The sequence below is a fragment of the Lysobacter sp. GQ73 genome, assembly GCF_059758755.1.
In genome coordinates this window covers 85,082-108,145 of record NZ_JCAXEE010000006.1, presented here as the reverse complement: position 1 = coordinate 108,145, position 23,064 = coordinate 85,082, and the positions used below count along the sequence as shown (strand labels likewise).

Annotated in this window: 19 protein-coding genes; 11 read left to right on the top strand and 8 right to left on the bottom strand. The window is 68.7% G+C overall.

Features of this window, described 5'->3' with window-relative positions; translation table 11 throughout:
* Nucleotides 1–2: 2 nt before the first annotated feature.
* From AC6CH2_RS17105 to map, 4 genes are all read right to left on the bottom strand, one after another.
* Nucleotides 3–455, bottom strand: a complete 453-nt coding sequence (locus tag AC6CH2_RS17105; RefSeq protein ID WP_498270248.1) for a hypothetical protein — start codon at nucleotides 453–455, stop codon at nucleotides 3–5.
* Nucleotides 456–586: 131 nt separating this feature from the next.
* Nucleotides 587–1,513 carry a 2,3,4,5-tetrahydropyridine-2,6-dicarboxylate N-succinyltransferase gene (dapD, locus tag AC6CH2_RS17100; protein WP_498270381.1) on the bottom strand — a complete coding sequence of 309 codons (927 nt, stop codon included), beginning with the start codon at nucleotides 1,511–1,513 and terminating at the stop codon, nucleotides 587–589.
* Nucleotides 1,489–4,173: a [protein-PII] uridylyltransferase gene (gene glnD / locus AC6CH2_RS17095; protein WP_498270247.1), complete on the bottom strand. Its 2,685-nt coding sequence runs from the start codon at nucleotides 4,171–4,173 to the stop codon at nucleotides 1,489–1,491. Before glnD ends, dapD begins: the two co-directional genes overlap by 25 nt.
* Nucleotides 4,170–4,946, bottom strand: coding sequence for a type I methionyl aminopeptidase (gene map, locus AC6CH2_RS17090; RefSeq protein ID WP_498270246.1), 777 nt, complete (start codon nucleotides 4,944–4,946; stop codon nucleotides 4,170–4,172). The genes glnD and map overlap by 4 nt, the downstream gene beginning before the upstream one ends.
* 707 nt (nucleotides 4,947–5,653) lie before the next feature.
* Here map and rpsB point away from each other — a divergent pair.
* Complete coding sequence (gene rpsB, locus AC6CH2_RS17085; protein ID WP_498270245.1) at nucleotides 5,654–6,496, top strand: 30S ribosomal protein S2; 843 nt, start codon at nucleotides 5,654–5,656, stop codon at nucleotides 6,494–6,496.
* 157 nt (nucleotides 6,497–6,653) lie between these two features.
* Nucleotides 6,654–7,535 carry a translation elongation factor Ts gene (gene tsf, locus AC6CH2_RS17080; protein ID WP_498270244.1) on the top strand — a complete coding sequence of 294 codons (882 nt, stop codon included), beginning with the start codon at nucleotides 6,654–6,656 and terminating at the stop codon, nucleotides 7,533–7,535.
* Nucleotides 7,536–8,040: 505 nt separating this feature from the next.
* On the opposite strand, the gene AC6CH2_RS17075 is transcribed toward tsf, so the two are convergent.
* Together AC6CH2_RS17075 and AC6CH2_RS17070 are read right to left on the bottom strand one after the other, a co-directional pair.
* Nucleotides 8,041–8,268 (bottom strand): hypothetical protein, encoded by a 228-nt coding sequence (locus tag AC6CH2_RS17075; protein WP_498270243.1) that lies wholly within the window; start codon nucleotides 8,266–8,268, stop codon nucleotides 8,041–8,043.
* 196 nt (nucleotides 8,269–8,464) lie between these two features.
* Nucleotides 8,465–9,163 carry an AIM24 family protein gene (locus tag AC6CH2_RS17070; protein ID WP_498270380.1) on the bottom strand — a complete coding sequence of 233 codons (699 nt, stop codon included), beginning with the start codon at nucleotides 9,161–9,163 and terminating at the stop codon, nucleotides 8,465–8,467.
* Between the two features lie 324 nt (nucleotides 9,164–9,487).
* Here AC6CH2_RS17070 and pyrH point away from each other — a divergent pair, with 324 nt between their 5' ends.
* Nucleotides 9,488–10,210: a UMP kinase gene (pyrH, locus tag AC6CH2_RS17065; protein WP_498270242.1), complete on the top strand. Its 723-nt coding sequence runs from the start codon at nucleotides 9,488–9,490 to the stop codon at nucleotides 10,208–10,210.
* 212 nt (nucleotides 10,211–10,422) lie between these two features.
* On the opposite strand, the gene AC6CH2_RS17060 is transcribed toward pyrH, so the two are convergent.
* On the bottom strand, nucleotides 10,423–12,087 hold the full coding sequence (locus AC6CH2_RS17060; RefSeq protein ID WP_498270241.1) for a M56 family metallopeptidase: 1,665 nt from the start codon (nucleotides 12,085–12,087) through the stop codon (nucleotides 10,423–10,425).
* A gap of 1 nt (nucleotide 12,088) precedes the next feature.
* Nucleotides 12,089–12,475 (bottom strand): BlaI/MecI/CopY family transcriptional regulator, encoded by a 387-nt coding sequence (locus tag AC6CH2_RS17055; RefSeq protein WP_498270240.1) that lies wholly within the window; start codon nucleotides 12,473–12,475, stop codon nucleotides 12,089–12,091.
* 268 nt (nucleotides 12,476–12,743) lie between these two features.
* On the opposite strand from AC6CH2_RS17055, the gene AC6CH2_RS17050 reads away from it, so the two are divergent.
* The 8 genes from AC6CH2_RS17050 to lpxD all read left to right on the top strand — a co-directional run bounded on the left by AC6CH2_RS17050 (nucleotide 12,744) and on the right by lpxD (nucleotide 22,938).
* Nucleotides 12,744–13,799, top strand: a complete 1,056-nt coding sequence (locus tag AC6CH2_RS17050) for a cation diffusion facilitator family transporter (RefSeq protein WP_498270239.1) — start codon at nucleotides 12,744–12,746, stop codon at nucleotides 13,797–13,799.
* 261 nt (nucleotides 13,800–14,060) lie between these two features.
* Nucleotides 14,061–14,618: a ribosome recycling factor gene (frr, locus tag AC6CH2_RS17045; protein ID WP_498270238.1), complete on the top strand. Its 558-nt coding sequence runs from the start codon at nucleotides 14,061–14,063 to the stop codon at nucleotides 14,616–14,618.
* A gap of 177 nt (nucleotides 14,619–14,795) precedes the next feature.
* Nucleotides 14,796–15,566 carry a polyprenyl diphosphate synthase gene (gene uppS, locus AC6CH2_RS17040; protein WP_498270237.1) on the top strand — a complete coding sequence of 257 codons (771 nt, stop codon included), beginning with the start codon at nucleotides 14,796–14,798 and terminating at the stop codon, nucleotides 15,564–15,566.
* A complete protein-coding gene (locus tag AC6CH2_RS17035) occupies nucleotides 15,563–16,414 on the top strand; it encodes a phosphatidate cytidylyltransferase (protein WP_498270236.1) in 852 nt (283 codons plus the stop codon). Before uppS ends, AC6CH2_RS17035 begins: the two co-directional genes overlap by 4 nt.
* 280 nt (nucleotides 16,415–16,694) lie before the next feature.
* On the top strand, nucleotides 16,695–17,903 hold the full coding sequence (locus AC6CH2_RS17030; protein WP_498270235.1) for a 1-deoxy-D-xylulose-5-phosphate reductoisomerase: 1,209 nt from the start codon (nucleotides 16,695–16,697) through the stop codon (nucleotides 17,901–17,903).
* 40 nt (nucleotides 17,904–17,943) lie between these two features.
* Entirely contained in the window at nucleotides 17,944–19,305 is a 1,362-nt protein-coding gene (rseP, locus tag AC6CH2_RS17025) for an RIP metalloprotease RseP (protein WP_498270234.1), read from the top strand.
* A 100-nt stretch (nucleotides 19,306–19,405) separates the two neighbouring features.
* Entirely contained in the window at nucleotides 19,406–21,880 is a 2,475-nt protein-coding gene (gene bamA, locus AC6CH2_RS17020) for an outer membrane protein assembly factor BamA (protein WP_498270233.1), read from the top strand.
* Nucleotides 21,881–21,915: 35 nt separating this feature from the next.
* Complete coding sequence (lpxD, locus tag AC6CH2_RS17015) at nucleotides 21,916–22,938, top strand: UDP-3-O-(3-hydroxymyristoyl)glucosamine N-acyltransferase (protein WP_498270232.1); 1,023 nt, start codon at nucleotides 21,916–21,918, stop codon at nucleotides 22,936–22,938.
* The last annotated feature ends 126 nt before the right edge of the window (nucleotides 22,939–23,064 follow it).

Here is a 23,064-nt window from a genome sequence, read left to right as displayed (position 1 = left end):
CTTCAGGTCGTTTCCCTGGATTGATCGACACGACGTTTAAGGTCGAGTGCCACTTTATTGCGGCCGAACACGGTAGCCCGAGGTATGAATGCGACTCGCCATCCGAAAGGCCCCGGCATTTTCAAATGCAAGGTCACGCGATGGGGCTTAAAACCATGACCGTCCTCGACGCAGGCGATTTCGGCGAACTCGAGTCGCTGCTCCAACTCTCCGCGCCGCACCAACAAGTAATCGCCATGGTCGGCGACATAATCAGCGAAGGACTTCATCACGCCACAATAAATCGCAAGCGCCGTGGCCAACGCGAACCAGATCGCGACGTGCTCAGCGGAAACACCGGCTCGGCCATCGAGCAAATACGTCGCAGCCGCAAGCAAAACGACGGCTAACAACACGCACGGAAGAAGCTTGCGCATCGTGGTCGTCGGCGACGCGAGCTGATCCACTTCCATCATTCGGCAAGCCCTCTCCATCCTCGCCCATGCAACAGGCCTTCGGTGCCGATCTTCTGCCTAACGAAGCTGCATCGCCGTCGTTTCGACGACTGTTAAGCGCAGCGCGCGAGGAGATCCGGTGCATGCGCAACTCAGTCGGCCAGACCACGCAACAAATCGTTGATGCTGGTCTTCGAACGGGTCTTGGCGTCGACTTGCTTGACGATCACCGCGCAGTACAGCGAATGCGATCCGTCCTTGGCCGGCAACTGGCCCGATACGACCACGCTGTACGGCGGCACGCGACCGTAGCTGATCTCGCCGGTGGCGCGGTTGTAGACGCGGGTGCTCTGGCCGAGGAACACGCCCATGCCGATCACGCTGTGGTGGCCGACGACGAAACCTTCGACCACTTCCGAACGCGCGCCGATGAAGCAGTGATCTTCGATGATGGTCGGCGAGGCCTGCAGCGGCTCGAGCACGCCGCCGATGCCGGCGCCGCCGGACAGGTGGCAATGCTTGCCGATCTGGGCGCAGGAACCGACCGTGGCCCAGGTGTCGACCATGGTGCCTTCGCCGACGTGGGCGCCGATGTTGACGAAGCTCGGCATCAGCACCACGTCCTTGCCGATGTAGGCGCCGCGGCGGGCGATCGCGCCGGGCACGACGCGCGCGCCGAGCTTGCGGAAATCGGCTTCGCCGTAGCCCTCGAAGCGCGCCGGCACCTTGTCCCAGAACGGCGCCGGGTCGGCGTCGACGACCTGCATGTCGTTGACCCGGAAGTACAGCAACACCGCTTTCTTCAGCCACTCGTTGACGCTCCAGCCGCCCTTGCCGTCGGGCTCGGCGACGCGGAACTCGCCTTGCTCCAGGCCGGCGATGACGCGCTCGACGGTGGGCCGGGTCGAGCCTTCGATCTCGTCGGGCGTGAGCATGCTGCGGCGCTCGAAAGCGCTGTCGATCATGAACTTCAGCTCGTCGATGCCCGGCGCTTCGTTGCTCTTCTTGCGTGCGGTCTTCTTGGCGGTCTTCTGGGCGGTCTTCTTGGCGGGGCTCATCGACTGTCTCCTTCGAGGCAGGCCAGCAGCGCATCGCGCAGGGCCTGCTGTTGCGTTTCGTCGAGCGCGCGATCGCGCCCGTCGGTGATCTGGAATACGTCCTCGGCGCGTTCGCCGAAAGTGGCGATGCGCGCGTCGTACACGCGCAGGCGCTGTTTGCGCAGGGTCTGGGCGACATCGGCCAGCAGGCCGGGGCGGTCGGTGCAGACCAGACTCAAGGTGGTGCGCGCGCTCGCGGCTTCATCCTTGTTGAACGAGGCGAACACGATCTGCGGGGCGATGCGGAAATGGCGCAGGTGCCGCGGTTGCGCGCGGCGGGCCGGCTTGATCCGTTCGAGCGGGCCGGCCAGGGTCGCCTCCAGGCGCCGTTCAACGTCCTCGGCGCTCGGCGGCTGGCGCGGATCGGTCGGCACCACTTCGAAGGTGTCGAAGATCGCGCCGTGCGGGCCGTCGAGCACGCGCGCCTGCTGGATCGCCAGGCCGAGGCGGTCGAGGGTGGCGACGATCGCGGCGAACAAGCCGTCGCGATCGGGCGAATGCACGAATACTTCGAGCGCGCCGGCATGAGCGCCGCCGTGGGCGCTGACCGGCCGCGCACGCACCCGGGTGTCGCCGAGCGCGATGCCGCGCAGCGAGGCCGCCTGCCAGGCGATCTGATCGGGACGGCCGCGCTGGAAGGCGATCTCGGGCATGCGCGCGAACAAGGCGGCGATTTCGTCCTCGCGCGCGCCGAACGCGGCCAGCATGGCCTGGGCCGCTTCGCGGGTCTCGGCGGCGCGCTCGGCGCCGGCGACCGGGTGTTCGAGCCCGCGTCGCAAGGCCAGGCGGGTGGCGGTGTACAGGTCGGCGAGCAGCCGGTCCTTCCAGGCGTTCCACAGCTTCGGCGAGGTGCCGGCGATGTCGGCGCAGGTCAACAGATACAGATGATCCAGGTGCTCGCGATCGGCGACCTTGGTGGCGAAGCGATGGATCACCTCGGGGTCGGCGATGTCCTGCTTCTGCGCGGTCACCGACATCAGCAGGTGTTGGCGCACCAGCCATTCGACCAGGGCGGTGTCGGACTCGCTCAGGCCCATGGTCGAGCAGAACACCCGCGCGTCGTCGCCGCCGAGTTCGGAATGATCGCCGCCGCGGCCCTTGGCGATATCGTGGAACAAGCCGGCGAGCAGCAACAGCTCCGGCTTGCGCAGGCGCGGCCAGACTTCGTGGGCGATGCTGAAGCGTTCGTCGGCCACGCCCGAGGCGAAGCGCGCCAGATTGCGCAGCACCGCCAGGGTGTGCTGGTCGACCGTGTAGACATGGAACAGGTCGAACTGCATGCGCCCGGAGACTTTCGAGAACGCCGGAATCCAGCGCCCGAGCACGCCCAGGCGCGCCATGCGTTCGAGCGCGTGCACCGGATGCGGGCCGCGCAGGATCTTGATGAAACGCTCGCGCAGCGCCGGCTCGGCCTCGACGAAGCTCGGCACCCGCGACAGCGCTTCGGCGAGCGCGCGCGCGGTCTGCGAATGCAGGCCGCGGATCTCGTCGTGCGCGGCCCAGGCCGCGAACAGGGCGAACACCTCGGAGGCGTCGCGCGGCCATTCGGCGTCGCGCGCGGCGATGTAGTCGCGACGCAATTCGAAGGCCTCGAACACGCCGTCCAGCGGCACCGGCACGGCCTCGCCTTCGATCTGTTCCTCGAAGCGCTGCAACAGGCGCTCGCCGATGCGCAGCACCAGCGCGGCGCTGCGATAGAAGCCCTGCATCATTTGCTCGACGGCGAGGTTGTCGGCGTTGTCGACATGCCCCAGTCGTTCGGCGAGCAGCTTCTGGTAATCGAAGCGCAGCCGTTCTTCGCGTTTGCGCGCGACCAAGTGCAGCCCGAACCGCAAACGCGACAGCGTCCGCCGCTCGCGTTCCAATGTGGTCAGTTCGTCCGGCCCGAGTTGGCCGATCGACACCAGCGATTCCAGGTCGGAGGTGCCGATGATCCGCAGCGCCATCCAGTGCAGGGTCTGCACGTCGCGCATGCCGCCCGGGCCTTCCTTGAGATTGGGCTCGAGGTTGTCGGCGGTGTCGCCGTAGCGGGCGTGGCGCAGGCGCAGCTCTTCGCGCTTGGCGATGAAGAATTCGCGCGCCGGCCACACCTGCGACGGCGAGATCGCCGCCTGCAGCGCCATCTGCGCGAGCGCGCCGGCGGCGAGCGGGCGCGCTTCCAGCATCGCGGTCAGCACGCTGAGGTCGGCGGCGGCTTCGGTGCACTGCTCGGCCGAACGCACCGCGTGGCCGACCGGCAGGCCGGCGTCCCACAGCGAGGCGAAAAAGCAGCCGAGCTGTTCGGCCTGGGCGGTCTGCGCCTGCGGATCGGCGAGCACCAGCAGGTCGATGTCCGACTGCGGGAACAGTTCGCCGCGGCCGTAGCCGCCGACCGCGAACAAGGCCAGCGGCGCGCCCTCGTCGACGCAGGCCCGCCAGGCCGCGCGCACCTGCGCGTCGACCGCGTCGGTGCGCGCGCGCAGCAGGCGGTCGATGTCGGCGTCGGGGTCGCTGTCGAAACGCTGCGCGAGCGCGGCGTCGACCGCGCTCAGCGCGGCGCGGATCGCCGCCGGGCTGCCGGCGGCGGGGGTCGCCGCCTCGGGCGCCGCCGACCGATCGGCCAATCGCTCGTCAGGCCGATCGCCGGCGACGGGGCCGGTCATAGGTCGTTGTCGTCGCCCGGCACGCGGGTCAGGATTTCGACGCCGTCCTCGGTCACCGCGACGGTGTGCTCCCACTGTGCCGACAACTTGCGGTCCTTGGTCACCACGGTCCAGCCGTCCGGCAGGGTCTTATGGCGATAGGTGCCTTCGTTGATCATCGGCTCGATGGTGAAGGTCATGCCGGGCACGAGCTTGACGCCCTCGCCGGGACGGCCGTGGTGCAGCACCTGCGGGTCTTCGTGGTAGACCCGGCCGATGCCGTGGCCGCAGTAGTCGCGCACTACGCTGAAGCGCTCGGCCTCGGCGTAGGTCTGGATGGCGTGGCCGATGTCGCCGAGGGTCACGCCGGGCCGGACCAGGCGGATGCCGCGGAACATCGCTTCGCGGGTCACCTCGACCAGGCGCTTGGCCATGACCGAGGGCGTGCCGACGCAGTACATGCGGCTGGTGTCGCCGTGCCATCCGTCCTTGATCACGGTGACGTCGATGTTGACGATGTCGCCGTCCTTGAGGATCTTGCTGTCGCTCGGGATGCCGTGGCAGATCACGTTGTTGACCGAGGTGCACACGGTCTTCGGAAAGCCCTTGTAGCCGACGTTGGCCGGAATCGCCTTCTGCACGTTGACGATGTGCTCGTTGCAGATGCGGTCCAGCTCGCCGGTGCTGACGCCCGGCTTCACGTACGGAGCGACGATCTGCAGCACCTCGGCGGCCAGGCGGCCGGCGACGCGCATCTTCTCGATGTCTTCGGGTGTCTTGATGGAAATAGCCATGCCGGCATTATCGCTTAATCGGGGCCGGCCATCACGCTCCGCGGCCGCCGCCGGCGCGATGCAGCGTGCCATCGCCGGCGCTTTCGCGGCACGGTCCATAGAGGGGACCGCACGGTCCAGGCGACTTCGGAACTCGTGGCCGGAATAATCCCGAGACCATGCGAGCGTCATGACGCAACCTCGATCGGCCGGTTCCCGCGTCGCCGCCTCGCGGCCGATCCCCGACCCAGCCCGGATTCGACACGGCTCGACCCGGTCCGGCTTAAGCTCGGCCTTTGATCGATGCCTGACCGCTCGGCAGACGATCTCAGGCATTGCCGAGATTGGGACCGCCGACTGAGGGGCCGACCATCGGATCGGCAGCCGACGCATCCTAAGCTTCCCTGGCTCGGCCCCCCGAAACCGTCCGCGGCGCCCCTCAACTTGCCCCAGGGCCCCGTCCCCGTTACACTTCCGCGGCTTTGCGACCGGACCGAATCTTCACCGGACCGAATCGCGCCGTCCACGTCGGACGTCACCGACGAATACACACCTGCCGCCACAGCCCGTGCCGGGGTGCCTGGAAACCGATCGCAAGCTCGGCTCTCAGGTTCGGACACGGAAGCGACAGGGAGGCCCAACCCCGGAACCTTCGCTGCGGACCTGCGTCCGCGGCGAGCCGCCATCACTCAACCGGCGGTCGGTTCCCTGCCTTCGGAGTTATCGCAATGCCTCAGATCACCATGCGTCAGATGCTGGAAGCCGGCGTCCATTTCGGCCACCAGACGCGCTACTGGAATCCCAAGATGGGCCCGTACATCTTCGGCGCCCGCGGCAAGATCCACATCATCAACCTCGAGAAGACCGTTCCGCTGTTCAACGACGCGATGAACTTCATCTCGAGCATCGCCCAGAAGCGCGGCACCATCCTGTTCATCGGCACCAAGCGTTCGGCGCGCGATTCGATCAAGGAAGAAGCCCAGCGCTGCAACATGCCGTACATGACCCAGCGCTGGCTGGGCGGCACCCTGACCAACTTCCGCACCGTCAAGCAGTCGGTCTCGCGCCTGAAGGAACTGGAAGCCGGCGAAACCGACGGCACCTTCCAGAAGATGGTCAAGCACGAAGTGCTGGGCCTGCGCCGCGAGCGCGACAAGCTGGAAGCCTCGCTGGGCGGCATCAAGGACATGAACCGCCTGCCCGACGCGCTGTTCGTGATCGACATCGGTCATGAAGACATCGCGATCAAGGAAGCCAAGAAGCTCGGCATCCCGGTCATCGCCGTGGTCGACACCAACTACGATCCGGCCCTGGTCGACTACGCCATCCCGGGCAACGACGACGCCATCCGCGCCGTGCAGCTGTACGCCCGCGCCGCCGCCGACGCCGTGCTCGAAGGCAAGGCCGCCGCGCCGCAGGTCGGCGTGCGCGAGGAAGAGTTCGCCGAAGCCGGCGAAGAAGGCACCGGCAAGGACGACCGCAAGTCCGCTCCGCGCGGCCGCGCGCCGGCCAAGAAGGGCCCGGCCCCGGCCGCCAAGAAGGCCGACGGCGAAGCGCCGGCTGCCGAGTAAGCGTCATGTAATGCAGCCGCGCCACACTGCGCGGCTGCACTTGCCCGTATCCGCTCCGGGTTGCAGCGGCGTAAGCCGCGACGAATCGCCGTACCGAGCGACGAGATGCGGCTTACGCCGCTGCTGCCCGGACTTTATCGAACACCGAGGTAACCCCATGGCTGAAATTTCCGCTTCCCTGGTCAAGGAACTCCGCGAGCGCACCGGCGCCGGCATGATGGAGTGCAAGAAGGCGCTCGTCGAAAACAACGGCGACATCGACGCCGCGGCCGAATGGCTGCGCAAGTCGGGCCTGGCCAAGGCCGACAAGAAGGCCGGCCGCGTCGCTGCCGAAGGCCGCATCGCGGTCGCCCAGGACGGCGGCAAGGCCGTGCTGGTCGAGATCAACTCCGAAACCGACTTCGTCGCCAAGGACGCCAACTTCCTGTCCTTCACCGAGACCGTGGCCCAGGCCGCGCTGAGCTCGGGCGCCGCCGACGCCGAAGCGCTGAAGGCGGTCAAGCTGGCTTCCGGCGAAACCGTCGAGGAAACCCGCGCCGCGGTCATCGCCAAGGTCGGCGAGAACCTGCAGGTGCGTCGCCTGATCCAGATCGAGAGCGCCAACAACGTCGCGGCCTACGTCCACGGCGGCCGCATCGGCGTGCTGATCGAGCTCAAGGGCGGCGACGCCGAACTGGCCCGCGGCCTGGCGATGCACGTCGCCGCGATGAACCCGCCGCACATCAAGGCCAGCGACGTCCCGGCCGAGTTCGTGGCGAAGGAAAAGGAAATCGAACTGGCCAAGATGTCCGACAAGGACAAGTCCAAGCCGGCCGACATCCTGGAGAAGATCATCGGCGGCAAGATCGCCAAGATCGTCAACGAGGTCACCTTGTACGGCCAGCCCTACGTGCTGAACACCGACCAGACCGTCGAGCAAGTGGTCAAGGCCGCCGGCGCCGACGTGGTCAGCATGCAGCGCATCGCCGTCGGCGAAGGCATCGAGAAGCAGGTCGACGACTTCGCCGCCGAAGTCATGAAGCAGGCCGGCCTGGCGTAAGCCGACGTCGCTGCGAGGCAGTACGAGAAAGGCCGCGGATTCCGCGGCCTTTTTCTTTGGGTTGAGCTCGGGACTCGGGACTCGGGACTCGGGACTCGGGACTCGGGATTCGGGATTCGGGATTCGGGATTCGGGATTCGGGATTCGGGGTTCAGGGTTCAGGGTTCAGGGTTCAGGGTTCAGGGTTCAGGGTTCGGGGTTCGGGATTCGGGATTCGGGACTCGGGACTCGGGACTCGGGACTCGGGATTCGGGATTCGAGAGCAACGTAATCGTCGCCCGTCATTCCCGCGAAGGCGGGCTTCGCTTTACTTTCGGCCGAGCCGAATATCCAGAGACTTCAAGCGCTCTCGCCCGAAGGCCCTGGGTTCCCGCCTGCGCGGGAACGACGAGCACACAGGGCGGGTCGCCGATCGCTTCCGTGCAACAAAAAAAGGCCGCGGGATCCGCGGCCTCTCTTCAACGACCGTAACCGCGATCAGCGCGGACGCGGCAATCCCCTCGCCTCACTCGATCGGCGGGCAGGACGTCGCGTACTGCGAGCTCTGCGAGATCACCACCCACTGACCGCCGGTATAGCGGTACTTGGTCAGCACGATCTCGTAGGCCCAGCCCTGGTCTTCGCAGGTGGTCTCGATACGGAACGAACCCTCGACCGGGTCGGCCTGGGCCACCGGCAGGAACAGCAACAGGCCCGACAGGCCCAACGCGCACACCGCATTGCGAAACGTCATGGCAACCCCTCCTGGGTCAGGCGAACCGATTCGCCGCATCGATCATAGTCCGGCCGCGTCCGCGACCCTGCGACAGCTGTCGGATTCTCCCGAACCAAACCCGACGTGGCGCGCCCCGACGCGACACGGCCGCGATCTCTCGCGGCCGTGCGCCGGCATGACCTCGGCGTTCGCGGCGCAGGGTCGCCGCGGCGGCTCAACCGGCCTGCTGGAAGTACACCTCTTCGTACGGCTGCACCACCACCCAGCCGGTGCCGGCGAACTTGAGCTGCACGCTCTCGCCCGAGCCGCGGCCGAACAGCGTGCCCAGGGAGATGTCGGTGACGATGTCCGGGCTGAGGCCGCCGGACCAGGCGACGGTCGCGTTCGGGTCGGTGAACACCGGCTGGTCCGGGGTCACCGCCAGGGTCAGCGGCTCGTAGTGCGAGGTGATCGCGACCACGCCGCTGCCGCTGAGTTTGATGTTGAACAGGCCGCCGGACATCATGCCCGAGACCTTGCGCATCATCTTGATGTCGGCGGCGATGCCGTCCTCGTAGGCGAGCACGTCGTTGCCGTTGACGTAGATCGATTCGCCGCCCAGGCGCAGCAGGGTGATCTTCTTGCCGGCGTCGGCGATGTAGACCCGGCCCTTGCCTTCCATCTTCATCAGCTGGGTGCCTTCGCCGCTGATCGCCTTCTTCAGCAGATTGCCCAGGCCCTGCTCCAGCACGCCCTGGCGCACGAACTTGACGCCGCCGCGGTACGCCACCATCGAGCCGGCCTTGGCCCAGACCCGCCCGTCGAGCTTGACCTCGAGCAGGTGCGAGCTTTCCAGCTCGAACACTTCCTGGCTGAGGTCCTTCTGCTTCGAGGCTTCGACGAATTCGTTGAGGTTCTTGATCGACACTTCCATCTCCTTGGGTGGTGCGCGGCGCATGCCGGGGCGGCGCCTGCGCGATGCGGCGGCCCCGCCACGGGGCCGGCGGCGCGATCATACGGGATCGCCGCGGCAGGTCGATGGCGAAGCCGGTCGCGATCGGCGCGCGACGGCGGTCGCAAGCGATCCCGGCCGTCGGCACGGTCGACGGCGGCGGGCCCGGCCCGCCCGGCCGCCGGATTCGGACCCGGCCCGGGCTCCTTTCGGCTTCCCCGCGGCGTTCCCGCTCGATTCCGCACGCCGCAGCATGGAGGGCTTGGGCTACAATTCCGCCGCCCGTCGCTCCCCCGAGAATGTCCCATGTCCCAGCTCGCCTATCGCCGTGTCTTGTTGAAACTTTCCGGCGAAGCGTTGATGGGGGACGAGGACTACGGCATCGACCCCAAGGTCATCGGCCGCCTCGCCCGTGAGGTGATCGAAGTCCAGCAGGCCGGCGCGGAAATCGCCCTGGTGATCGGCGGCGGCAACATCTTCCGCGGCGCCGGCCTCGCCGCCGGCGGCATGGACCGGGTGACCGGCGACCAGATGGGCATGCTCGCCACCGTCATCAACGCCCTGGCGATGCAGGATTCGCTCGAGAAGCTCGGCGCCAAGGTGCGGGTGATGAGCGCGATCAAGATCAACGACGTGTGCGAGGACTACATTCGCCGCCGCGCCATCCGCCACCTGGAGAAAGGCCGCCTGGCGATCTTCGCCGCCGGCGTCGGCAGCCCGTTCTTCACCACCGACTCCGGCGCCGCCCTGCGCGCGATCGAGATCGGCGCCGACCTGTTGCTGAAGGCGACCAAGGTCGACGGCGTGTACGACAAGGACCCGAAGAAGCACAGCGACGCCGTGCGCTTCGACAAGCTGACCTACGACGACGTCATCACCCGCGACCTGCAGGTCATGGACACCGCGGCGTTCGCGCTGTGCCGCGACAGCGAGCTGCCGCTGCGCATCTTCGACATGGACCAGCCCGGCGTGCTGCTGAAGATCCTGCGCGGCGAGAACATCGGCACTCTGGTCAAGGGCCGCAACTAACCCGCACGGATTCGCCGCGTCGACCGCAACGGCTGCGACGGCTGCAACGGCTACCCTTGGGCGGCCGTTCTCATATCTCCCGCGGCCGTTCTCATAATTTAATCGCGGCCGTTCCCGCATTTAACCGCGGCCATTGCGTTCCAGGCGGCCATTTGTGCGTGCTGGCGGCCGTGGCGTTCGCCGGTCAACGACGGCTCGAACGCGACTGCGGATCAGCCTTCCTCGCTGAGCTCCCGAGTGGCGTCGGCGGCCTCGCGCGCGGCCTCGGCGGCGGCGCGGGTCGCCTCGGCGGCATCGCGCAGCGCCAGCTCGGCGGCCTGCCGGGCCTGCGCGCCGATCTGCTCGGCAACGCCCTGTTCGCGCACCGCCTCACGCGCCTGCACCCGCGCCTGGGCGGCATCGCGTTGCGCCTGGGCACGCGCCCGCTCGGCCTCGCGCCGGGCTTTCTCGGCCTCGCGACGACTTTCTTCGGCCGCGCGCTGGCCCTGTTCGGCCGCGCGGCGGCCTTGCTCGGCCGCACGACGCCCCTCCTCCGCTGCGCGCGCGCCCTCGGCGACCGCAACGGCGGCCTCGCGCGTGGCCTGCTCGGCGGCGACCGCGGCCTCGCGCGAGTCGCGGATGCGTCGGCGCAGCCGTTCGCGCGTCGCCGCGTCGGTCACTTCGTGGTAGCCGCCGTCAGCGTCGACGCGGTAGTAACGATCGCCGCGCACCGCCCAGCGCTGCGGCGCGGCACCGCCGCCGAGTTCGGTGATGCGGGTTTCGCCGTCGGCGCCGCGGTCGATGGTCGAGACGGTGCGTGCCGGGGTGTCGGCGGCGGCGATCCGGTACGGGGCCAGGCCGAACAGCGCGATCGCCGCGGTCAGGCCGAAGGCGAGCAGGCGGGAGGCAGGAGCGGCGTCTTGCAGCATGGTCAATCTCCTCTTGAGCATCAGATAGGTAGGCGAAGCGCTCGCGAGCCCGGCCTGCGGACGCGGCGCCACGCCCAGGCGCAACAGCAGCCGGCCGTAGGCCTGCGGGGCGTAACGCCGGCTGTCGAGCACGGCCGCATCGCAGGCGGCCTCGCGTGCGAGCGAATACTCGCGCGCGACCAGGTGGGCGAGCGGATGAAAGAAGAACAGCTGCTGCGCCAGCGCCGGCACCCAGCCCCACCACAGGTCGCGACGACGCAGATGGGTCAGTTCGTGATGCAGGGCCATGTCGAGGTCGCCCGCGCTCATCGAAGCGATGCGGTGCAGCGGCAACAGCACCACCGCAGGCCACGGGCCGAGCAGTTGCGGCGATTCGATCTCCGCCGACAGGCGCAGCTCGGGCAAGCGCCGCAGGCCGAGGCTCTCGCCGAGCCGGCGATAGGCCTGCGCCACCGGCGGCGGCACCTCGGCCGAGGAACGCGCGATGCGACCGCGCGTGTCGAGGAACGCGCGCAGGTTCAGGCTGAGCACGAGGCTCAAGCCCAGCAGCCAGCCCCCGGCCAGCAACGACGACCACGAGGGCCAGAACGCGGGCAGCGCAGCCTGGGCTGGCGAGACCGCCGCGGCATCGACGCCGGCGATCGCGAACGGCAGCCGCGCCGACATCGGCAGCGCCGACGCCGAGGCCAGGACCGGCGGCGCCTCGGCGAACAGCCCGCCGAAGGCATCCGGCAGCAGCGGCAGCACCAGCGGCGTCGGCCACAGCACGCCGATCAGCAACTGCAGCGCCGCCAGCCACCACAGCCGGCAGCGCGTCGCGGCGCTCAGGCGCGGCAGGTAACGGCACAGCGCCGATACCGCGGCGACCAGCAGCAGGGATTGCAGGCTGGCCGCGGCCAGGCGCGGCAGCAGGGTGTCGACGACGAACGACAGATTCACGACCGGCGCGCCCATCAAGGACTGGCTCATCTCAACCCTCCTTGCGGCGCGACTGGAGGTCGGCGACCAGGCTTTCGAGTTCGGCGAGTTCCGCGTCGCTGACCTCGCTGCGCTCCGACATCCAGGCCACGAACGGCGACAGCGAGCCCTGCAGGGTGTTGGCGACGAACTTGCCGACCGCCGAACGCATCACGTCGTCGGGCGCGGTCGCGCTGGCATAGCGGTATACGCCGCCGAGCTTGCGCCGGCGCAGATACGACTTCGCGCGCAGGCGTTCCATCATCGTCAGCACGGTCGAACGCGCCAGCCCGCGCGGTTCGCCGTAAGCGGCGGCGACCTCCCCGACCGTGACGTTGGCGTTTTCGTCGATGTACTGCAGCAGCGCCAGTTCCTGGTCGCCGATGGACTTGCGGTTCATCGCGTTCCTCGCGGTTGTCGATGGCCGGCTCGCCTGTCGGGGCTCGCCTGTCATGGCTGGCCTGTCGCGGCGGCGCCGTGACTACATGTGTAGGCATGGTGGTTCTGACTACAGGCGTAGTCAAGGGTGTCGGAAGTCACGGCAGGCCGCCCCCCAGGCAAGCGCGCCGCAAACCCGAGCGGGCTTCTGCGACGGCCATCGAGCTTCGGTTTGCGTCCGGAGCGGCCTGTAATAGTGTTCACGGCGCCGGCCGTGACAGCATCCGCGCATGCACTCGCACAGCCATCACCACGGTCCCAGCGGCACCCGCGCCTTCGCCGCGGTCACCCTGATCAACCTGGGCTACACCATCCTCGAAGCCGGCTATGGCTTCATGACCAATTCGCTGGCTCTGCTGTCGGACGCCCTGCACAACCTGGGCGACGTGCTCGGCCTGGGCCTGGCCTGGGGCGCGGCGGTGCTGGCCCGGCGCGCGCCGACCGCGCGCCACACCTATGGCTGGCGCCGCGCGACCCTGCTCTCGCCGCTGGCCAACGCCCTGCTCCTGGTCGGCTTTTCCGGCGCCCTGGGCTGGGAAGCGATCCGCCGCTTCAACGCGCCGCCGGAGATTCCCGCGCTGCCGGTGATGCTGGTCGCGGCGCTCGGCATCGCGGTCAATCTCGGCGCGGCCTGGCTGGTGCGCGACGGCCACGAGCACGACCTCAACCGCCGCGGCGCCTTCCTGCACCTGATGGCCGACGCGGCGGTGTCGCTGGCCGCGGTCCTGGCCGGCGCCGGCATGTGGTTCACCGGCTGGGCCTGGCTCGACCCGGCGATCGCCCTGCTGATCGGCGCGGTGGTCGCGGTCGGCGCCTTCGGCCTGCTGCGCGAGAGTTTCGACGCCGCGATGGACGCGGTGCCGCGCGGCGTCGACCGCGGCGAGGTCGAGAGCCTGCTGCGCGCGCAACCGGGCGTGGAGGCGATCCACCACCTGCACATCTGGTCGCTCGGCGCCGGAGAGATCGCCATGACCGCGCACATCGTGCGGCCCGACGACCACGACCACGACGTCTTCATCGACCGCCTCAACCGCGAGCTCGACCGGCGCTTCGGCATCAATCACCCGACCCTGCAGGTCGAACACGGCCGCGCCTGCGAGCACGACCGCCACGATCGCGCGCCGCACGGCGGCGGCGGCCACGACGAACACCACGATCACGACCACGGCCACGACGGGCATCACGGCCACGAGCACGGACCCCAGCCCGGACACAGGCACGAACCCGAGCGCTGCCACGGGCATCATCGGCACGCGCACGGGCACGGCCACTCGCACGGGCATTGAGGCCCATGCTGCATTGCAGCGAAGGGCGCGGTCGGTGTGCGTAGCGGCGCGGGATAACGAAAACTTCGCGTTTGCCGCGGCCTGAACCGTGACGCAGTGCGATCCCGCGCCGCACGCGATCGGCCGCCGATATCCGGAGAAAACCGCCGAAACCGGCCCCACGGCGGTCGGTCCTGGCGGCCGCCGCCGCCGCGCTCGGTCCGCAAAACCCGCCCGAGCCCATATAATCCCGCGATTACCGCCACAGGACCGGAGCCGGCGATGCTCAACGAGATCAAGAAAGACGCACAGAACCGCATGGCCAAGAGCGTCGAAGCCTTTCGCCACGACCTGACCAAGGTCCGCACCGGGCGCGCCTCCGCCGCGCTGGTCGATCACCTGAAAGTGAACTACCACGGTTCCGAAATGCCGCTGAACCAGGTCGCCAGCGTCTCCGTTTCCGATGCGCGCACCCTGACCATCAGCCCGTGGGAGAAGCAGATGGTCGGCGCGGTCGAGAAGGCGATCCTCGCCTCCGATCTCGGCCTGACCCCGAACACCGCCGGCACCGTGATCCGCATCAACCTGCCGGCGCTGACCGAAGAACGCCGCAAGGAACTGACCAAGGTCGTGCACGGCGAGAGCGAGAACGCGAAGGTCGCGATCCGCAACATCCGCCGCGACGCCAACAACCAGGCCAAGGAACTGCTGAAGGACAAGAAGATCACCGAGGACGAGCTGCGCCGCTACGAGGAGGACATCCAGAAAGTCACCGACAGCGCGATCAAGGACGTCGACGGCGTGGTCAAGGCCAAGGAACAGGAATTGATGGCGGTCTGACCGGACTCCGCCGTTCCCGGGCGGCGGTCCGACCGATCGCCGCCATTCCTGGACGATCGCGCACTGAACTTCCCGCCGATCGCACGGGTCAGCACTGGGTCCCCGGACGGGATCCATCGTCGCCGGAACCCGCTTCCGGATGTCCTTCCCGCTTCCAAGGTCTATCCCATCGGCGCCATGCCCAACGAGCCCGCACCCACCGCGCCCGCACGCATCCCGCGCCACCTGGCCGTCATCATGGACGGCAACGGGCGCTGGGCCGAGCGTCGCCGCCGGCCGCGCATCATCGGCCACCGCGCCGGCGCGCGCACGGTCAACATCTGCATCGATTTCTGCATCGCCCGCGGCATCGAGGCGCTGACCCTGTTCGCGTTCTCCAGCGAAAACTGGGGCCGCCCCGAGGACGAAGTCGGCGCGCTGATGAAGCTGTTCCTCAACGCGCTGGAGCGCGAGGTCGAGGAACTGCACCGGCGCGGCGTGCGCGTGCGCTTCATCGGCGAGCGCGAGCGCTTCTCGGACAAGATCCGCGAACGCATGGCCGCGGCCGAGCACCAGACCCGCGACAACCACACCCTGCACCTGACCGTCGCAGCGAGCTACGGCGGGCGCTGGGACATCGCCCAGGCCGCGCGTTCGTTGGCCGCCGACGTCGCCGCCGGCCGGCTGGCGCCGGACGAGATCGACGAGGTGCTGATCGCCTCGCGCCTGTCGCTGGCCGACCTGCCGGCGCCGGACCTGTTCATCCGCACCGGCGGCGACACCCGGATCAGCAACTTCCTGCTCTGGCAACTGGCGTACACCGAATTGTGGTTCACCGATCTGCTGTGGCCGGAACTGGACGCGACGACTCTGCAACGCGCCCTCGACGACTACGGCAACCGCGAGCGCCGCTTCGGCCTGACCGGCTCGCAGCTCGCCGCCGCCCTGTCCAACGAGACCGCTGCATGACCCGAACCCGCTTGCTCGCCGCGTTGGTAATGGCGCCTGTCGCGATCGCGGCGATCCTGCTGCTGTCGACGCCGTGGATGATCGCGCTGGCCGCGGTCCTGTTCCTCGCCGGGCTGTGGGAATGGTTCGATCTGGCCGAGATCGAAGACACCTTGTCGCGCACCGTGCTGCTGGTCGCGCACCTGGCCTTGATGGTCACCATCGTCTGGGCCTCGCGCACCGGCGGCTTCGGCGGCGTGCAGGCGCCGTCGATGGTGTTGTTCAAGCTGGCCTCGCTGATCGGCGTGATCTGGTGGCTGCTGGCCCTGCTGTGGCTGCAGCGCTACGAGTTCGCCAGCAACCACGCGACCTATGCGCGGATGTTCAAGCTCGCCGCCGCGGCGCTGAGCGTGATCCCGGCCTGGTGCGCGCTGGCCTGGATCCATGCCGAAGGCGTCAACGGCCACTGGTGGCTGCTGACCGCGCTGGCCGTGGTCTGGGCCGCCGACACCGGCGCCTATTTCGCCGGGCGCAAGTTCGGCATGCTCAAGCTGGCCCCACGGGTCAGCCCCAACAAGACCGTGGAAGGCCTGGTCGGCGGCGCCTTCGCCGGCGTCGCGGCCGGCGTCGGTTTCTCGCTGCTGGCCGGCGCGACCAAGGCGCAGTTGCCGTGGGTCGCGGTGGTCTCGCTGGCGGCGGTGCTGTTCTCGGTGGTCGGCGACCTGTTCGAGAGCCTGCTCAAGCGCCACGCCGGGGTAAAGGATTCGGGCCATCTGATCCCGGGCCACGGCGGCATCCTCGACCGCATCGACGGCGTGCTCGCCGCGCTGCCGGTGTTCGCGCTCGGCAAGGCGATCTTCGGGTTCTGATGATGAGCGCGCGGGTCCGCCGGGTCACAGCACATCCTCCCTGCCCTGCTTTTGCGAAGGAGGCAAAGGCCGAAGCCGCGGGTGAAGCCGTGCGGCCGGCCGGTCTTCTTCGTTCGCAGAGTCCCGCTGGTCTTGCTCTGATCGAGCGGCCCGCCTGCCGTCCCCTGGCAAGACAAGCCGCCTGCCTTCGCCCTTTGCAAAACGGCGACCGAAGGGGATCCGCTTCCGCCTCCCCGCACGCGACCGCACCCGGCAATCCCTTCCACGCGAGCGCCCGCGCATGACCCCCTCCCGCAAGGTCGCCGTGCTCGGCGCCACCGGCTCGATCGGCACCTCGGCGCTCGACGTGATCGCGCGCCATCCCGAGGCGCTGCGCGCCAGCGTGCTCGCCGCCGGCGGCAAGGTCGAGGCCCTGCTGGCCCTGTGCGAACGGCACCGCCCCGAGCACGCGGTGATCGCCGACCCGTCCGGCTACGCCGCGCTGCGCGACGGCCTGCGCGAGCGCAATCTCGAAACCCAGGCCCATTGCGGCGACGAGGCCCTGGTCGAGCTGGTGGCTTCCGACGTCTGCGACACCGTGGTCGCGGCCATCGTCGGCGCCGCCGGCCTGTCCTCGACCCTGGCCGCGGCCCGCGCCGGCAAGCGCCTGCTGCTGGCCAACAAGGAATCGCTGGTGCTCGCCGGCGAGCTGCTGATGCACGCCGCGCACGAAGCCGGCGCCTGCATCGTGCCGATCGACAGCGAGCACAACGCCATCTTCCAGTGCCTGCCGCCGGCCGCGCCGGCGCAGTCGGGCGGCCTGTCCTATGCCCGCGCCCACGGCGGCCTCAAGCGCATCCTGCTGACCGCCTCGGGCGGGCCGTTCCGTGGCCGTACACGTTCGCAGCTGACCGAGGTCACCCCGGAACAGGCGGTCGCCCACCCGAAATGGTCGATGGGGCCGAAGATCTCGGTCGACTCGGCCACGCTGATGAACAAAGGCCTGGAAGTCATCGAGGCCCACCACCTGTTCGGGGTCGAGGGCGCACGCATCGAAGTGCTGGTGCATCCGCAGAGCCTGGTCCATTCGCTGGTCGAATTCGTCGACGGCTCGACCCTGGCCCAGCTCGGCCTGCCGGACATGCGCACCGCGCTCGCGGTCGGTTTCGGCTGGCCGGAACGGATCGACTCGGGGGTCGGCGGACTCGACCTGCTGGCCCACGGCCGCCTGGATTTCGAGCCCCCGGACCTGGAGGCCTTCCCCTGCCTGCGCCTGGCCTTCGAGGCCCTGGCCGCCGGCGGCACCGCCCCGGCGGTGCTCAACGCCGCCAACGAAGTGGCCGTTTCAGCCTTTCTTCAGCGGCGAATCGGTTTCCTAGCGATACCCGCGCTGGTCGAGGACACACTCGCCGCGCTCCCGACCATCCCGGCCAGCTCCTTGGCGGTGCTGCGCGAGGCCGATGTCCTGGCCCGCCGCCACGCCGAACAAGCGATCGGCCACAGGGCCTGAATCATGGCGACCACGGCAGGACAGCGATGCGGAGGCGGCCATGAGTGAAGTCCTGGGTTCGTTGTGGTGGCTGATCATCAGCCTCGGCGTGCTGGTCACGATCCACGAATTCGGCCATTTCTGGGTCGCGCGGCGCTGCGGCGTCAAGGTGCTGCGCTTCTCGATCGGCTTCGGCAAACCGCTGTGGCTGCGCAAGGGCCGCGACGGCACCGAATACGTCATCGCGCGCATCCCGCTCGGCGGCTACGTCAAGATGCTCGACGAGCGCGAGTACGAAATCAGCGAAGCGCTGGCGCCGCAGGCCTTCAACCGCAAGCCGGTGTGGCAGCGCATCGCCATCGTCGCGGCCGGGCCGGCCGCCAACCTGATCCTGTGCGTGATGCTGCTGTGGGGCATGTTCGTGATCGGCCGCCCCGACTTCGCTCCGGTCGTGGGCAACGCCACCGGCATCGCCGCCGACGCCGGCCTGCGCCGCGGCGACACCGTGCTGCAGATCGGCGATCGCCCGACGCCGACCTGGAGCGAAGTGCACATGGCGCTGATTCCTTACGCGCTCGACCACCAAGACGTGGCGGTGCGGGTACGCGCCGAAAACGGCGCCCCGGCGACGCGCGAACTGCGCTTGTCGCGGCTGCCGGCCAGGTTCGACGAGCGTCGTTCGGTCGAAGTCATCGGCCTGAGCGGGCGCCACGAACTGCGCCCGCCGGTGGTCGGCCGCGTCGACCCGGGCAAGCCGGCCTGGGGCGTGCTCGCCGAAGGCGACCGCGTCACCGCGCTCGACGGCGACCCGGTCGACGATTGGGAGGACCTGGCCAAGGCGGTGACCCGCCTGGGCAAGCGCGGCGGCAGCGCGATGATCGAGGTCGCCCGCAACGGCGACCGCCTGGCACTGGAGATCGCCCCGGCCCGGCTCAAGAAGCCCGACGGCGAAGAGTATTGGGGCCTGGGCCTGACCTCGGCCGCGGCGGCCCCGCCCAAGCGCGACGCGGTGCTGCGCTACGGCCCGATCGACGCGGTGCCCGCGGCGGTGCGCGAGGGCGTGCACCAGACCGAGCAGTTGTTCGCCATGATTGGGCGCGCGTTCACCGGCCGGGTCTCGATCCAGAACACCGTCGCCGGCCCGGTCACCATCGGTCGCGCCGCCAACGCCTACGCCAGCAACGGTCCGGCCTGGTACCTGCAGCTGCTGGCGATGCTGTCGCTGAGCCTGGGAATCCTGAACCTGCTGCCGATCCCGATCTTGGACGGCGGACACCTGCTGTATTACCTTATCGAGCTGGTCAAAGGCAGTCCGGTCAGCGAACGCGTCATGGCGGCCGGGCATTTCGTGGGCCTGGCGTTGATCGCGAGCCTGATGGGTCTGGCGTTCTACAACGACATCTTGAACAACCTGGTGCGCTGATGCCGGCCTGACGCTCGAACGAACGCTTTGCCCTCACCCTGCCGCACTTTCGACCGATGCCCGCGATCGCCGGCATCCAATGCCCCAAACGGACGTAATGATGACGCGAACTCCTAATCGCCGCCTGCTCGCCCTCGCCCTTGCCACGGCAATGACCTCGGCCCCGGTGATTCCCGCGTTGGCGCAGTCGGCCGATCCGTTCGCCCTCGGCGCCAGCACGCCGAACACGCCGGCCCCGGGTTCGTTCACCGTCAGCGACATCCGCATCGACGGCCTGCAGCGCATCTCCGCCGGTACCGTCTTCACCTACCTGCCGGTCGAGCGCGGCGACACGATGGATTCGGCCAGGGCCGGCGACGCCATCCGCGCCCTGTACAAGACCGGCTTCTTCGAGGACGTGCGCCTGGACCGCCAGGGCAACATCCTGGTGGTCACCGTGACCGAGCGTCCGGCGATCAACAAGCTGACCCTGACCGGCAACAAGGACATCAAGAGCGAAGACCTGCTCAAGGGTCTCAAGGAAATCGGCCTGGCCGAAGGCGAGACCTTCGACCGCCTCGCCCTCGACAAGGTCACCCAGGATCTCAGCCGCCAGTACAACAACCGCGGCAAGTACAACGTCGAGATCACCCCGACCGTGACGCGCCTGGACCGCAACCGCGTCGACCTGACGATCGCCGTCAAGGAAGGCAAGGCCGCGAAGATCCGCCACATCAACCTGATCGGCAACGACAAGTTCGAGCAGAAGGACATCCTCGACGGCTGGGAATCGCGCGAACACAACTGGCTCAGCTGGTACCGCCGCGACGACCAGTACTCGCGCGAAAAGCTCTCGGGCGACCTGGAAAAGCTCAACTCCTATTACCTCGACCGCGGCTACGTCGATTTCAGCATCGACTCGACCCAGGTCGCGATCAGCCCGGACCGCCAGGACATGTTCCTGACCGCCGGCCTCACCGAGGGCGAGCAGTACAAGGTCTCCAGCGTGCAGGTCACCGGCGACACGATCCTGCCGAAGGAGCAGGTCGAGAAGCTGGTCATCGTCAAGCCCGAACAGATCTTCTCGCGCCGCCTGCTCGAGGTGAGCTCCGAAGCGATCACCGCCGCGCTCGGCAACGTCGGCTACGCCTTCGCCCAGGTCAACCCGATCCCGGACGTCGACCGCGAAAACAAGACCGTCGGCATCAACATGCAGGTGGTGCCGGGCCCGCGCGTGAACGTGCGCCGGGTGATCTTCCAGGGCAACACCCGCACCGGCGACGAAGTGCTGCGCCGCGAAATGCGCCAGTTCGAAGGCGCGTGGTATTCGCAGGCCGCGATCGACCGCTCCAAGATCCGCCTGCAGGGCCTGGGCTACTTCGAGAACGTCGACGTCGAAAGCAAGCCGGTGCCGGGCACCAACGACCAGGTCGACGTGGTCTACAACCTCAAGGAAACCACCTCGGGCAGCTTCGTGTTCGGCCTGGGCTATTCCCAGCTCGGCAAGCTGACCACCCAGGTGCAACTGTCGCAGAACAACTTCCTCGGCAGCGGCAACCGCGTGTCGGTGCAGGCGCAGCGCAGCTACTACCAGGAGCGCTACGACTTCTCCTACACCAACCCGTATTTCACCGACGACGGCGTCTCGCTGGGCTACAACGTGTCCTGGCGCGAGTTGGACTACTCCGACTTCAACACCGCCCAGTACTCGACCACCAGCGGCATCGGCCAGGTCGTGCTCGGCATTCCGCTGACCGAGACCGACTCGATCACCGGCATGCTCGGCATCGACAGCAACGAGATCCTGATCGGCCGCACGGTCACCCCGCCGAGCATCGTCGACTACCTCGACGCGCTCGGCCGCCGCACTTTCCACGCCTGGCGCGCCCAGGTCGGCTGGGGCCGCAACAGCCTCAACCATGCGCTGACGCCGACCGCCGGCACCCAGCAGCGCGTGTGGATCGAAGCGACCCTGCCGGGCTCGACGGTCGAGTACTACAAGATCAACTACAACTTCTCCAAGTTCTGGCCGCTCTCGCGCCATCTGGTGCTCAACACCCGCACCGAACTCGGCTACGGCGACAGCTACGGCAAGGACATCAGCCGGGTCATCGACCGCGACGGCCCGAACGGCCCGTTGCCGCCGGAAACCATCACCGCGACCGGCCTGCCGTTCTTCGAGAACTTCTACGCCGGCGGCGTGCGCTCGGTGCGCGGCTTCACCGACAACACCCTCGGTCCGCGCCAGGCCTCGCTCTCGGGCGGCAGCTACACCCAGCCGCTCGGCGGCGCGTTCAAGACCACCGGTTCGCTGGAAATGTATTTCCCGACCCTGCTCGACACCCCGGCGGCGCGCATCTCGGCCTTCGTCGACTTCGGCAGCGTCTACAAGAGCTACGACGACTTCGATGCCGGCGAGCTGCGCGCCTCGGCCGGCGTGGCGATGATGTGGCGCTCGCCGATGGGCCCGATCTCGATCAGCTACGCGTTCCCGTTCAAGAAGCAGGGCCCGACCTACAGCGCCGACGGCAAGACCCAGCTCGACCGCGGCGACGAACTCGAACGCCTGCAGTTCACCTTCGGCGGCACGTTCTGATCGCAGCCGCGACGAGCGCCTCCCGCATCGTGGACATGCCCCCTACCGGCCGCTACACCGCCCAGGCGCTGGCCGAGCGTTATGCGCTCGGCCTGCACGGCGACGGCGCCGCCGAGGTCGGCGGCGTCGGCACCCTGGCCAAGGCCGGCCCGGACCAGCTCGCCTTTCTCGCCAACCCGAAATACCGCGCGCAACTGGCGGCCAGCCAGGCCGGCATCGTGGTGATGCGCGAGGACGACGCGACCGGTTACACCGGCACCGCGCTGATCGCGCGCGATCCCTACTCCGCCTTCGCCAGGATCTCGGCCCTGTTCGAGCCGCGTCCGGTGCGCGAGCCCGGCATCCACGCCTCCGCGGCGATCGATGCCAGCGCCGAGGTCTCCGCTCAGGCCCACATCGGCCCCTTCGTCAGCATCGGCGCGCGCAGCCGCGTCGAGGCCGGCGCGATGGTCGGCCCGGGCTGCGTGATCGGCGAGGACTGCGTGGTCGGCGCCGGCTGCGAACTGGTCGCGCGGGTGACCCTGGTGACCCGAGTGCGTCTCGGCCAGCGCGTGCTGATCCACCCCGGCGCGGTGCTCGGCGCCGATGGCTTCGGCCTGGCGATGGAAGCCGGCCGCTGGCTCAAGGTGCCGCAACTCGGCGGCGTGTCGATCGGCGACGACTGCGAGATCGGCGCCAACACCACCATCGACCGCGGCGCGATCGAAGACACCGTGCTCGAGGAAGACGTCCGCCTCGACAACCAGATCCAGATCGGCCACAACGTCCACATCGGCGCCCACAGCGCCATGGCCGGCTGCTCGGCCGCGGCCGGCAGCGCCAGGATCGGCCGCTACTGCCTGATCGGCGGCGGCGCCGGCGTGCTCGGCCACCTGGAGGTCTGCGACAAGGTAGTGATCACCGCGATGAGCCTGGTCACCAGCTCGATCCGCGAACCCGGCGAGTACTCCTCGGGGACCCCGCTGATGGACAACCGCAGCTGGCGCAAGAACGCCGCGCGCTTCAAACAGCTCGACGCTATCGCCCGGCGCACCCCGCGCGGCCGCGAGGACGGCTGAGCCCGGCCGCTCTCGTCCGCGGCGCCACCATACGGCGCCGCTCCACCCCCGGGGAAAACTGCGGGACAATGTGACGGGCTGCACCCGCAGCCAGCCAATCAACGATGGGGCCGCACCGGAACCGCG

Coding starts and splice junctions, on each gene's coding strand:
- AC6CH2_RS17105 (WP_498270248.1), bottom strand. CDS start 455: ATGATGGAAGTGGATCAGCTCGCGTCGCCGACGACCACGATGCGCAAG.
- glnD (WP_498270247.1), bottom strand. CDS start 4,173: ATGACCGGCCCCGTCGCCGGCGATCGGCCTGACGAGCGATTGGCCGAT.
- map (WP_498270246.1), bottom strand. CDS start 4,946: ATGGCTATTTCCATCAAGACACCCGAAGACATCGAGAAGATGCGCGTC.
- rpsB (WP_498270245.1), top strand. CDS start 5,654: ATGCCTCAGATCACCATGCGTCAGATGCTGGAAGCCGGCGTCCATTTC.
- tsf (WP_498270244.1), top strand. CDS start 6,654: ATGGCTGAAATTTCCGCTTCCCTGGTCAAGGAACTCCGCGAGCGCACC.
- AC6CH2_RS17075 (WP_498270243.1), bottom strand. CDS start 8,268: ATGACGTTTCGCAATGCGGTGTGCGCGTTGGGCCTGTCGGGCCTGTTG.
- AC6CH2_RS17070 (WP_498270380.1), bottom strand. CDS start 9,163: ATGGAAGTGTCGATCAAGAACCTCAACGAATTCGTCGAAGCCTCGAAG.
- pyrH (WP_498270242.1), top strand. CDS start 9,488: ATGTCCCAGCTCGCCTATCGCCGTGTCTTGTTGAAACTTTCCGGCGAA.
- AC6CH2_RS17060 (WP_498270241.1), bottom strand. CDS start 12,087: ATGAGCCAGTCCTTGATGGGCGCGCCGGTCGTGAATCTGTCGTTCGTC.
- AC6CH2_RS17055 (WP_498270240.1), bottom strand. CDS start 12,475: ATGAACCGCAAGTCCATCGGCGACCAGGAACTGGCGCTGCTGCAGTAC.
- AC6CH2_RS17050 (WP_498270239.1), top strand. CDS start 12,744: ATGCACTCGCACAGCCATCACCACGGTCCCAGCGGCACCCGCGCCTTC.
- frr (WP_498270238.1), top strand. CDS start 14,061: ATGCTCAACGAGATCAAGAAAGACGCACAGAACCGCATGGCCAAGAGC.
- uppS (WP_498270237.1), top strand. CDS start 14,796: ATGCCCAACGAGCCCGCACCCACCGCGCCCGCACGCATCCCGCGCCAC.
- AC6CH2_RS17035 (WP_498270236.1), top strand. CDS start 15,563: ATGACCCGAACCCGCTTGCTCGCCGCGTTGGTAATGGCGCCTGTCGCG.
- AC6CH2_RS17030 (WP_498270235.1), top strand. CDS start 16,695: ATGACCCCCTCCCGCAAGGTCGCCGTGCTCGGCGCCACCGGCTCGATC.
- rseP (WP_498270234.1), top strand. CDS start 17,944: ATGAGTGAAGTCCTGGGTTCGTTGTGGTGGCTGATCATCAGCCTCGGC.
- bamA (WP_498270233.1), top strand. CDS start 19,406: ATGACGCGAACTCCTAATCGCCGCCTGCTCGCCCTCGCCCTTGCCACG.
- lpxD (WP_498270232.1), top strand. CDS start 21,916: ATGCCCCCTACCGGCCGCTACACCGCCCAGGCGCTGGCCGAGCGTTAT.